Origin of the sequence: Akkermansia biwaensis, assembly GCF_026072915.1 — a bacterium.
Lineage (GTDB): Bacteria > Verrucomicrobiota > Verrucomicrobiia > Verrucomicrobiales > Akkermansiaceae > Akkermansia > Akkermansia biwaensis.
On sequence record NZ_AP025943.1, the window covers coordinates 632,901 to 644,733 of the forward strand.

Consider the following 11,833-nt stretch of genomic DNA (forward strand, 5'->3'; position numbering starts at 1 on the left):
ATGCCCGCAGAAAACGTATCCGACAACGTCGCCGCGCTAATTGACATGGCGCTGGCCGAAGACTTCGGCCCCGGCGACGTGACTTCCACCTATTTCGTACCCGAACACCTGACGGCCAGGGCCATCCTGACGCCCCGCAAGAAGGGCGTTCTGTCCGGTGTCAACGTGGCGGCGGAAGTATTCCGCAAGGTGGACCCCGGTCTGAAGGTGGAAGTGTACCTGCACGACGGGGAGGCCGTGGCGCCCGGCGCCGTGGTCATGCTCATCGAAGGGTCCGCCCGCTCCATTCTGGGTGCGGAACGCACGGCCCTGAACTTCATCCAGCGCCTTTCCGGCGTGGCTTCCCTCACCCGGAAGTACGTAAAGGCCGTTTCCCACACCAGCGCCCGCATTCTGGACACCCGCAAGACCACTCCCGGCTACCGCCTTCTGGAAAAGGCCGCCGTGGCCCACGGCGGGGGCACCAACCACCGCATGGGACTTTACGACCGCGCCATGGTGAAGGACAACCACCTGATGACGGACGGCAATACGGAACATCTCCAAAAGTGCATCAACACCCTCCGCGCGGAAAAGCCCGGCGTGGAAATCCAACTGGAGGCGGATACCCTGGAACAGGTGGAATCCTTCCTCAAGCTGGAAGGCGTGGACCACATTCTACTGGACAACATGACGCCGGAAACGCTCAGGAAAGCCGTCGCCCTGCGCGGGGACCGCTCCACCCCCCTGCTGGAAGCCAGCGGCGGCGTCAACCTGGACACGGTGGCGGCCATTGCGGAATCCGGCGTGGATTTCGTCTCCGTGGGCTATGTCACCCACTCCGCTCCGTCCCTGGACCTGGGGCTGGATTTCAGCGTGGAATAAAACCATCACTTTTCCCATATCATGGACCTGTCCAATTTCAGAGAAGAATACCTCAAGGGCCAGCTGCACAGGAAGGATCTGGCGGCCAATCCCTTTGAACAATTCCAAACCTGGTTTGACCAGGCTCTGAAAGCGGGCATTCCTGAACCCAACGCCTTTTCCCTGGCCACGGCCAACGCCCAGGCGCGCCCTTCCCTGCGTACGGTGCTGCTCAAGTATTTTGACGAAACCGGTTTCGTGTTCTTCACCAACTACGGCAGCCACAAGGCCCGCGATATTGAGGAAAACCCCCAGGTCTGCATGATGCTCCCCTGGGTCATGCTGGAACGTCAGGTCATCATTTACGGAAAAGCCGTCAAGGTTTCCCGCACGGAATCCCTGAAATACTTCCTTTCCCGCCCCAAGGATTCACAGCTGGGAGCATGGGTTTCCCAGCAAAGCTCCGTCATTTCCGGAAGAAAACTGCTGGAAATGAAGCTCATGGAACTGAAAAACAAATTCTCCAAGGGAGAAATTCCCCTGCCCTCCTTCTGGGGCGGCTTCAGAATCATTCCGGAAGCATTCGAATTCTGGCAGGGCGGCCCCGGCCGCGTTCACGACCGCTTCATGTACATGCGGCAGGAAGACGGGTCATGGACGATTGAACGACTGCAGCCATGATTTCCGAACGCGTTACAGACCAGGGGCTGACCTTCCTGGACGTGGAAACGCCGTTCTGTACGGCATCCCTCTGCATGCAGGGAGCCCACCTCGTTTCCTGGAAGCCTGCGGGCCAGCAGGAATGCCTGTTTCTTTCCCCAAAGGCGGTCTTTTCCCGCGGAAAAGCCATTCGTGGCGGTATTCCCGTCTGCTGGCCCTGGTTCGGAGCCGCGGAAAACGGCCCTGCCCACGGCATTGCCCGCACCTCCGAGTGGCGCCTCCATCATCAGGAAACGGATATGCGGGGCAATCTTCTTCTTTCCCTGGCCCTGTATCCGGATGACGCTGGACAGCCCGCCGCCATTCTGCGCCTGACGCTGGGTTCATCCCTGGCCATGAAGCTGGAAACCACCGTCCGCAGGCTCCCCTGCAAGCTCACGGAAGCCTTCCACAACTATTTTGCCGTCGGCAACCTGACCAAATGCCGCGTTCTGGGCCTGGAAAATATTTCCTTCCGGGAATATGCCGCCCAGCCCATGAAACACGGGGAACGCCCCCTGGCGCCTCTGGGCTGCCTGGACCGCGTGTACGACTGTCCGGACCACACGGGAAAAATCATTCTGGAAGATCCGGTCATGAACCGTTCCATCACGGTGGAGAGGGAACATGCCTCTTCCGTCATCGTCTGGAACCCTGGCCAACAGGGCGCGGCGGACATGGCGGACCTGGGAGCGGATTCCTGGAACAAATTCCTTTGTGTGGAAACGGGGAATGCCTCACCCTGTGCCCTTCATCTTGCTCCGGGACAGTCCCATACCGTGTGCCAGAAGATTTCAGTAGCTCCTCTCGCTTGATCAAATAATTTCCGGAAACTATTCCAGAAGGCTTCCGAGTCTGTATTTATCTGGCAGTTTTTCCCGGCGGCACTCTGTTTTAAACGTTTATTTTAATAAACTTACCTTATCAGGAAAAAGGAACTGCGAATTTCTAATCCGGAGTCAATCCATATTTTTAAGGGGAAAGCGTTTGGATTGAAATCCCTTTTCATTTAATTGGAAAATGCTGCCGGGAAACTGAAGCCACCCGGCTTTCGCGGTTAAATCATTTCCGAAGCACGGAAAGAGGGGGAATCTTTCCTGCTCCTCATCTTTTCAGGACTTTGAAAAAGCCAAAAAACACTTACCTCCTTCATATTGTATCATCATCTCAAACTGGGAAGAACTTGTTAACTCTCAGGAATAAGAAGTTCTGATCCAACTGCAAAAAAGCTGCGCCGTTACCCAAACAGGATACTCCGGATTAGAAATCCGCATAAAGTATCATTATCATGAGAATTAAACTTCCCCTGACTCTGCTGGCCTATATTTTTGCAACTCTTCCCTCTATTGCCAATGAAGCCGCTGCTCCGGCGGATGGGGGAAATATCTCCATCACGGAAAGTGTCCGTTACATACTTGATACCGACATGGAGTATAACACAACCGTATTCCAGGCAGATCCTTCCACTCCCCAGGCACAATTTGGAGTCTCGTTTGAAGGGGACGGCCAGCAGAGTCTTACTCTGGACAAGAAAGATACCACAGAAAAAACCGCCCAATTCCTTTTCCGTCCGGAAAACACTGATCCCCGTATTGACACGTTCACCCTGTCCATTTCGCAATTGGACAACCTTCATCTCGGCGGGACATATGGAGCCGTTGAATTAAGCAACAATCAGGGAGATTCCGTATTTTCCATCACCGATATCGGTGGAAACGTGTCTCTGGATAACAACACGATTGAACGCAGCGGAAACGCGGCGGATGCCCTGGTGTCCCTGCACTCTTCCGGGAACAATACCATTTTCATTGACGACATCGGAGGCACCTTGTCCATCAGCAATAACACAAAAACTTCCGGAGCGACACAATCCGGACTGGGATTGCTTATTTACAGCTATAACAAGACGGAAAACAGTTCCAATAGTTTGATCCAAATCACCAATGTGCGGGGAGGGATTGATGTCCGGAACAATACTTTTGCAGGCGGCCAGGGCGTCATCAGTATTTTCAATGATGTGAAAACCGGACAAGCCACCATCATCATGAACAACATCGCCGGCGGCATTCGCTTCGTGAACAACGATGCCGGGGATAATGCCTTCGGCGCCTGCCTGACAGCAGGCTGCAAAGTCAACTGGGGCGACGAATTATTCAGCGGACATGCAGCTATTCAGCTTTCCAACATTCAGGGAGACATCCTTTTCCATAACAACAGTTCCTATGCCGGATCCGCCATTTTTGTCAATGGCACGGAAAGCATGCTTTCCATTTCCGGTGTGAAGGGCAATGTATCATTCACCGGAAATCGCGCGGATACTTTCGGCGGCGCCATCTATTTTGAAACGGGTTCCGTCTCTGAAAATAATGTATTATCCATTCAGCACGTGCAGGGAGATGTCCTGTTTGAAAACAATTCGGCAACATATTTTGGAGGCGCCATCTGCAGTTCCGCCCCCACAGAGGATGAATATGGTCGCCCCACCGATCCTGCGAATGCCCGGATCATGTTATTGGCTGATGGAGGCGATATAACTTTCCAGAACAACGTCATGTATGCAGGCGGGACAGACCCCATCGCCAACGCCATCCTCACGGATGGAAAACACACCATGGAACTGGGCGCCGCGGCCGGACGCACCATTGCCTTTTACGACCCCATCGTCATGCAGGATGAGCAGGATAACGCTTCCTCCCTCCATCTCAACCAGGGGGAGGACTGCCAGGGGGAAATCCTCTTCTCCGGCAGGGATTATGCAGACTCGGACAATGCCGCCAATTACACCTCCACCCTCACCGGGGACGCCTTCCAGTACAACGGCACTGTCCGCCTGGACCAGAGGGCCGCTCTGCAACTGGTCAACTACGTCCAGGAAGGCGGAACGCTGGCCATGGGACGCCAAACCTCCCTCACCGCTTCCGGCAACGTTTCCCTGAAAACCCTGACGCTTGATCTCAGTCTGAGCGGAGAACCCGCCTCCATCACCGCCGCTGGTTCCGTCTCCGCCAATCAAGTGACTGTCTATGCACCTTCTTCCGCTGTGGCCCCGGGAGAAACCGTTCTGACCATCACAGCGGACTCTTTCGGAGGCATTCTTCAAGAAATCGGAGACCACAGGGTTGCCATGCGGGATGACCAGGGCATGAACTTCCTTCTGGAAATGAACTGGGAGCTCAACGACGAAGGCTCCCTTGTCTTTACCACCGGCAATATCCTTCAGGAAGGCGTCATTGCGGAGCTTCAGGGCAGCAACATCGCCAACTCCATGCTTTCCTCCGCCGCCACCCTGCGCTCCTTCACCGGTACGGGACTGGAACACCTGGATACGGCGCGTTTCCTCTCACCCCTCAAGAGCAATGTCTGGACCAGCGGACTGGGCGATTTCCAGATGCAGAGAACCAAGGGCGGCATTGAAGGGTTCGACTACCAGGGCGGCGGCTTTGCCGTGGGGGGAGACTACAGGCTCGGCCAACATTGGCTGGGCGGTATTGCCTACGGCTATACTTCCGGCAAAAACATCAGCCGGGAATACCGGGCCACCAACCGGCAGAACACCAATATGGGCCTTATCTACACCGGCTGGAGACTCCCCATGAACAAGGGGCAGGCTCTGACCATCACTGCCGCCGCCGGCTTCAGCAGCAGCGACAACCGCCTTTCCTCCGTGACCTCCGGCGGCCAGAACTCGTCGGGTTCATGGACCAACCGGGCATGGGAGGGTACAGTGAGGGCCGCCTGGGATTTGCCCGTGGGCAGGAACCTGGTTCTCACGCCCCATATCGGCGTGGAATACACGGATGTGGTGCAGGAGGCGTTTACGGAAAGCGGAGAGATGGCGCGTCGGTTTGACCGTGGTCATTACCGCAATCTGGCTCTTCCCGTGGGCCTTTCCCTGACTCAGGGGCTGACGCTGGGCGGCATGCCCTGGAGCCATACGGTTAGCGTGGAGTATCTCCCGGACGTGTACCGGAGCAATGCGGGAACCTATGCACGCCTGGTCGGCAACGGCTATGGGTGGGGAGTGGAGGGTAGCAAGCCGGCGCGGCAGGGAATGAGGGCGGGGATTTCCGGGCGGCTGCAGGTAACGGCCAATTGGAGTGCGTATGGCAGTTATCAGGTGGAGGCGCGCGACAGTTTGGTAAACCAGCGTGTGATGCTGGGGGTAGGTTATTCGTTCTAATCAACAAGAGCGGATGCAGACGCAGCCGGGCTTCCTTGAAAAGGGGAGCCCGGTTTTTTATGTGCCGGATGCAACCCCGAATTGTCGGAAGGAAAGTCCCGGAAACAACGTTCGCAACAGGTGGAAATCATCCCGCGGAGAAAAGACGGTCTGCTGCGCCCCTGTGTCGGGAACAAGCGATTGGCCCTGCTTCCGGAAAAAAGACGGCTTTGGAATCCGGCATCAATGATAATTTTTGGTATTAAAAGCGTTTGTAATAAAAATGCCTGCATCATCGGAAACACAGATGTAAAAAACAAACCTCTTCAAATAGCAATATCATGATGATTTATAATTACATACATTTATTTTAAAATATGATTTTTATCAAACGGATTCCAAATTCGCTATATTCACGAAGGTAGGCGGGCGGCCATTTTTCATGCTGCTTCCTCCCAATTCACAATGGATATGTGACGAGAAGGATCGGGCTTCCAATTCATTGGGAGCCCGATCTGATTCATCCCGAACAGGAAAAGAGGCAGGAGGAAAAACGGTTTTCCGCCGCCGTGAAAGGCATTCCCGGTGAAAATAACGGACTGGCAGGATTCGGCTTGCAAAAAACGCTCTTTTAAGGTTTGGTAGATTTCGAGCCTTTTGGCGCGTTCCCTACCAAGATGCACACAAACACACCTTCCGATGTTGGCAACGCCGCAACCTTTATTGCGGAAATCTACGGCCAGGACGTCTTCAACATGGAGACCATGCGCGGCTACCTACCCCGCCCCGTTTACAAGAAATTGCTGGCGACAATCCGCAAGGATGAAAAGCTGGACCCGGATATTGCCAATGAAGTGGCCCAGGCCATGATGACCTGGGCCCTGGAAAAGGGCGCCAGCCATTACACGCACTGGTTCCAGCCCCTCAACGGCAGTACGGCTGAAAAGCACGATTCCTTTGTGGAAGTGGACCCGGAAGGCAACCTGGAACTCAAATTCTCCGGCAAAAGCCTGGTCCAGGGGGAACCGGACGCCTCCAGCTTCCCCTCCGGCGGTCTCCGCGCCACGTTTGAGGCCCGCGGCTACACGGCATGGGACCCCACCAGCCCCGCTTTCATCAAGCGCACGGACAATGGAGCCACCCTGTGCATCCCCACCGCCTTCTGTTCCTACAAGGGGCAGGCACTGGACAAAAAGACTCCCCTGCTGCGCTCCATGACCGCCGTCTGCCGCCAGGCCCAGCGCCTTCTGGCCTGCTTCGGCGGTCCGGAAAATATCCGCGTCACCGCCAACCTGGGCGCGGAACAGGAATACTTCCTGGTGGACAAGCAGCTTTATGCCCTGCGCCCGGACCTGATGATGTGCGGCCGCACTCTCTTCGGCAATGTGCCGCCCAAGCACCAGCAGATGGAAGACCATTACTTCGGCTCCATCAAGGACCGCGTGCTGGAATTCATGGTTGACGTGGACGAAGCCCTGTGGAAGCTCGGCATCCCCTCCAAGACGCGCCATAACGAGGTGGCTCCCGGACAGTTTGAAATCGCGCCCATTTTCGAGAGCCAGAACCTGGCCGTGGACCACAACATGCTGGTCATGGAAGTGCTCCGAAAAACCGCCAATAAGCACGACCTGGTCTGCCTGCTCCATGAAAAGCCCTTCGCGGGAATGAACGGCTCCGGCAAGCACAACAACTGGTCCCTTTCCGCCCCCGGCTACGGCAGCCTTCTCAATCCCGGCTCCAGCCCGCAGGAAAACGCCATCTTCCTCACCCTGCTCTGCGCCACGATCAAGGCCGTGGACGAACACGCAGACCTGCTGCGCGCCTCCGTCGCCAAATCCGGCAACGAACACCGCCTGGGAGCCCATGAAGCTCCTCCGGCCATCATTTCCATTTTCCTGGGGGACCTGCTGGACGAAATCATTGAGCAGATTGAAAAAGGCGGCACCAAGAAGGCATGCACGGTGAAAACCATGAGCATCGGCGTAGATACGCTGCCGATGTTCCCGCTGGACACTTCCGACCGGAACCGCACCAGCCCCTTCGCCTTCACCGGCAACAAGTTTGAATTCCGGGCCGTGGGTTCTTCCCAAACCTGCGCGTGGCCAATGACGGTGCTCAACACCATCGTCGCGGAAAGCCTGGATGAAATCTGCACCATCCTGGAACCCGTCAAGGACAAGCCGGAGGAATTCCACACGACGCTCAACAAGCTGCTTCAAGACATCATCAAGAAGCACAAGCGCATCCTCTTCAGCGGGGACGGCTACGGAGAAGCCTGGATCAAGGAGGCCGAACGCCGCAAGCTGGCCAATACGCCCGGCACCATCGAGGCGCTGGCGGCACTGGAAACGCCCAAGGCCAGAGCGCTTTTTGAAAAATACAAGGTGGTCAGCCCGGTGGAACTCCACGCGCGCCATGAAATCCAGTCGGAAATCTTCCATAAGGAAATCAATATTGAGGCGGAAACGGCCCTCCTGATGGTGGAAACCCTGTATATTCCGGCCGTCACGGAACAGCTCACGCAGCTCACCTCCGCCATTGCGCAGATGAAGGCTTCCGGAATCAAGGCGGGGATGAAAGCCACGACAGACCGCGCCAACCGGATCGGAGAACTGCTGGACCTCCTGCCCGCCCAGGTCGAGGCACTGCGGCTGGCGGTGGACAAGGAAAGCACCAAGGATATCCTGACTGGAATGAATGACTTGAGAAAGACCATCGACACCCTGGAAGGGCTGACGGATGCAGATTTGTGGCCCGTTCCGACCTATGCGGAATTGCTCTTCCTGTAAAAACGGGGCGCTTTCCAAATCATAAAATATATTTATTATCAATCATTAATAACAAAAAACAACACAGCTGCACCCAAGAAAAGCGCCAAATAATCGCCTGACGGATTGACAAAACGGCCAAAATAGTTATCCTTTTCGTCCGGTTGTGCATAGGCCGCTTAGACGGACGGCACTGAATCTAGTAATTCACAAGAAGCATCTTTCAATATCATGAGCAAGAGGACTTATCAACCATCCAAGCGCTGCCGCAAGCGCCAGTTCGGATTCCGTGCACGCATGGCGACCAAGAACGGGGCCGATATCATCCGCCGCCGCCGCGCCAAAGGCCGCAAGCGCCTTCTTCCCAAGGGAGCCGAAATCCAGTACAAGCGCCATACCATCCAGCACGGCCGTTAATTCGCCGTCAGGACTTGGTTAACGCCTCCTTGGAACATTCTTTTCACGGGCCGACCCGCGGGAGATGCGTCTTACTCGTCAACAAAGCATGACCAGGGCATTTCAATTTGCCCGGGTACGCAACGAGGGACCATCCGTAGCAGGTCGGCTTATTGTTTTAAGCGCAGCCCCGCTGGCAGATCCGGAGGAGCCTTCCAAATTCGGCATCATCTGCACGAAAAAAATAGGCTGCGCCGTCGTCCGCAACAAGCTCAGACGCCGGGTGCGGGAAATACTCCGGGCACACGGAGAGCCTTTTCAACAGGGCGTGCACATGGTGTGCGTGCTCAGATGGCGGGCGGTGGAAGCCAGCTATTCCGACCTGGAACGGGACTGGCAGAAAGCCGCCCGCAAATTAAAACTGCAACTGCTTTCCGGACAACAAGACACGGCATGATGAAATGGCTGCTTATCACCCTGGTTCGGGGTTACCAACTCTTCATCAGCGCCCCTCTTCACGCGCTGGGGGGGCCCGGCTGCGGCTGCCGTTACACTCCCACCTGTTCCCAATACTTCATCCGGGCCGTCCAGGTCCACGGAGCCTGGCGCGGTTTTATTCTTGGAACATGGCGCATTTTAAGATGCAACCCCTGGGGCGGTTCAGGGTATGATCCCGTGCCGCCTCCCCGCCCTTCCCGCTAACTCACTTTTCTCCCTCTCCCTGTAAAACTCTTTTCCAACCAAGCTATATCACATTATGGATCGCACTTCATGGATCATTGTCGGCGTCTGCGCCGCCCTTCTGGGCCTGAACGTTTACCTCGGCAACAATAAAAAGGAAACACCCGTTACGGCGCCCCCCGCCGCCGTCCAGCAATCGGTCTCCCCCGCAAGCACTGCCGCACCGGGAACTTCAACAGCTGCCGAACCCGCCACTCCGGGACAGCTTTCCGTCAACCAGGCCATGGCGGAAGACAAGGAGAACCCGATCACCCTTGTGGCCACGGAAGAAGTGGACGGCAAGCAGAAGCCCTTCATCACTTACACCTTCAACCGCGTCGGCGGCTCCATCGGTGGCGTCACTCTCCACAACGATATTGTGGACACCCAGAAGGTTACGGACCACAATATCACCATCAACGAGGCCCAGAACCGGGGGATTGGAGAACTCGTCTTCAACATGGACGCCACGCAGGACCCTTCCTACGACAACACGGTGTACAAGGAAGTCAAGCGCACGGCGGACTCCGTCACCCTGGAAGGCTATGACGCCGCGCGCCAGCTTTTCATTTCCAAGACCTACACGCTCCACCCCGTCACGGACTCTTCCGGAAAAGTGCTCCCCGGCAGCAAATACATCATCCGCCTGACCGTCTCCCTTCTCAACAAAGCCCCCAATGTCCAGGATTTGCGCTATCTGGGCATCTTTGCAGGCAGTGCCTACCCCATCGCCAAGAGCGAACCCAAGGATACCTACACCCACCTTTTCTACCATGCGGACGGCTCCCTGGAACAGGAGGCCCCCTCCCACTTCACGGGCGGCTTTTTCAGCACCGCCAAGCCCCGCGTGCTGGAAGGCCCGCTGAAGGACCTGACCTACGCCGGGGTAATGAGCCAGTACTACGCCACCATCCTCATTCCGCAGGAACAGTCCGCAGGCTCCACCGTGTACGCCACGCGCCAGGAATTCCCCCTGGCCCATGAAAACAATACCCTGGTGCCCGGCGTAACCCTGGCCATGGGCATTCCCAACCTGGCCATGGCGCCCAACGAGATCAAAACGCTCACCTACGACATTTACACGGGCCCCAAATTCAACGCCTACCTGCGCGACCTGAACCTTACCTACCCCGCCATCAGCGACATCATGGCCTACGGCTGGCTGGTCTTCCTGAGCGTGCCGATGAACTGGCTGCTCAACCTGTTCCACGGCTGGTTCGGCAACTGGGGCGTAGCCATCATCTGCATGACCATCGTCGTCCGCGCTCTCATCTGGCCGCTGCACAAGAAATCCTATCTGGCGATGAAGCGCATGTCCCTGGTTCAGCCTGAAATGGCGAAACTCAAGGAAAAATATCCGGACGATCCCCAGAAGGTGAACATGGAAATGATGAAGCTGTACCAGAAATACGGCATCAATCCGGCCAGCGGTTGCGTACCCATGCTCATCCAGATTCCCATCTTCTTCGCCTTCTACCGCGTGCTTCAATATTCCGCGGAATTGCGGGGACAGCCCTTCTGCCTGTGGATGACGGACTTGTCCCTGCCCGATACCGTCGGCCACCTGTTTGGCATCCCGATCAACATCCTGCCGCTCATCATGGCCGTCACGATGATCGTGCAAATGCGGATGACACCGCAGGCGGGCGAACGTTCCCAGCGCATCATCATGAATCTGATGCCTCTGATGTTCTTCCTGTTCTGTTACAACTTCGCTTCCGCCCTGGCCCTGTACTGGACCACGCAGAACCTCATTTCCATCGGCCAGACGGCGCTGATTCGCCGCCTGCCCATGCCCGTGCTGGCTCCGTCCCAGAAGAAGAAAAAGCCCGGCTTCTTCCAGCGGATGATGGAACAGCAGCGCGTGGCCCTGGAAGAGCAGCAGCGCAAAGCCAAGGGACGCAACATGCGCAATGTGACGCCGAAGAAATAAACAGACGCTTTTATTCCTCCTTCCCTTTCACAGTGCGCCCGATCATGCGGGCGCACTTTTTTTGCGTTCACGGAGGAACATACCCTCACGGAAAGACCAGATCCGGGACGCGGAGAAAAGAAAGGTATAAGTACCGGAACGCCACCCTCTAAAAAACCGGACTTCCTTTTCAAGAAGTCCGGTTTCTCTCGTCTATATCATGTAATTGTTCATGGGAGCGGTTTGTTGCTGAAAACATTACCGCATCCACTCGATGGCAAACTAGCGGATTAAGAATCCGCGGTTGGAAACATTATTGTTATGAAATAATACAAT

At 56.0% G+C, this 11,833-nt stretch carries 9 protein-coding genes; all 9 read left to right on the top strand.

The window, feature by feature from the left end:
- The 9 genes from nadC (at position 1) to yidC (ending at position 11,518) form a co-directional block, all read left to right on the top strand.
- Positions 1-864, top strand: coding sequence for a carboxylating nicotinate-nucleotide diphosphorylase (gene nadC / locus OQH67_RS02465; RefSeq protein ID WP_067569727.1), 864 nt, complete (start codon positions 1-3; stop codon positions 862-864).
- A gap of 21 nt (positions 865-885) precedes the next feature.
- A complete protein-coding gene (gene pdxH / locus OQH67_RS02470) occupies positions 886-1,524 on the top strand; it encodes a pyridoxamine 5'-phosphate oxidase (protein ID WP_215437496.1) in 639 nt (212 codons plus the stop codon).
- Positions 1,521-2,357: a D-hexose-6-phosphate mutarotase gene (locus OQH67_RS02475; RefSeq protein ID WP_215437492.1), complete on the top strand. Its 837-nt coding sequence runs from the start codon at positions 1,521-1,523 to the stop codon at positions 2,355-2,357. Before pdxH ends, OQH67_RS02475 begins: the two co-directional genes overlap by 4 nt.
- A gap of 473 nt (positions 2,358-2,830) precedes the next feature.
- Complete coding sequence (locus OQH67_RS02480; protein ID WP_215437489.1) at positions 2,831-5,722, top strand: autotransporter family protein; 2,892 nt, start codon at positions 2,831-2,833, stop codon at positions 5,720-5,722.
- Between the two features lie 656 nt (positions 5,723-6,378).
- The gene (locus tag OQH67_RS02485) at positions 6,379-8,490 is read left to right on the top strand and encodes a glutamine synthetase III family protein (protein WP_215437486.1); all 2,112 of its coding nucleotides are present in this window, start codon (positions 6,379-6,381) and stop codon (positions 8,488-8,490) included.
- Positions 8,491-8,700: 210 nt separating this feature from the next.
- Complete coding sequence (gene rpmH / locus OQH67_RS02490) at positions 8,701-8,886, top strand: 50S ribosomal protein L34 (RefSeq protein ID WP_012420297.1); 186 nt, start codon at positions 8,701-8,703, stop codon at positions 8,884-8,886.
- A 64-nt stretch (positions 8,887-8,950) separates the two neighbouring features.
- On the top strand, positions 8,951-9,322 hold the full coding sequence (gene rnpA / locus OQH67_RS02495) for a ribonuclease P protein component (RefSeq protein ID WP_130084809.1): 372 nt from the start codon (positions 8,951-8,953) through the stop codon (positions 9,320-9,322).
- The gene (yidD, locus tag OQH67_RS02500) at positions 9,319-9,567 is read left to right on the top strand and encodes a membrane protein insertion efficiency factor YidD (protein WP_251828258.1); all 249 of its coding nucleotides are present in this window, start codon (positions 9,319-9,321) and stop codon (positions 9,565-9,567) included. Before rnpA ends, yidD begins: the two co-directional genes overlap by 4 nt.
- A 55-nt stretch (positions 9,568-9,622) precedes the next feature.
- Complete coding sequence (yidC, locus tag OQH67_RS02505) at positions 9,623-11,518, top strand: membrane protein insertase YidC (RefSeq protein WP_215437483.1); 1,896 nt, start codon at positions 9,623-9,625, stop codon at positions 11,516-11,518.
- Positions 11,519-11,833 lie beyond the last annotated feature (315 nt).

Coding starts and splice junctions, on each gene's coding strand:
- nadC (WP_067569727.1), top strand. CDS start 1: ATGCCCGCAGAAAACGTATCCGACAACGTCGCCGCGCTAATTGACATG.
- pdxH (WP_215437496.1), top strand. CDS start 886: ATGGACCTGTCCAATTTCAGAGAAGAATACCTCAAGGGCCAGCTGCAC.
- OQH67_RS02475 (WP_215437492.1), top strand. CDS start 1,521: ATGATTTCCGAACGCGTTACAGACCAGGGGCTGACCTTCCTGGACGTG.
- OQH67_RS02480 (WP_215437489.1), top strand. CDS start 2,831: ATGAGAATTAAACTTCCCCTGACTCTGCTGGCCTATATTTTTGCAACT.
- OQH67_RS02485 (WP_215437486.1), top strand. CDS start 6,379: ATGCACACAAACACACCTTCCGATGTTGGCAACGCCGCAACCTTTATT.
- rpmH (WP_012420297.1), top strand. CDS start 8,701: ATGAGCAAGAGGACTTATCAACCATCCAAGCGCTGCCGCAAGCGCCAG.
- rnpA (WP_130084809.1), top strand. CDS start 8,951: ATGCGTCTTACTCGTCAACAAAGCATGACCAGGGCATTTCAATTTGCC.
- yidD (WP_251828258.1), top strand. CDS start 9,319: ATGATGAAATGGCTGCTTATCACCCTGGTTCGGGGTTACCAACTCTTC.
- yidC (WP_215437483.1), top strand. CDS start 9,623: ATGGATCGCACTTCATGGATCATTGTCGGCGTCTGCGCCGCCCTTCTG.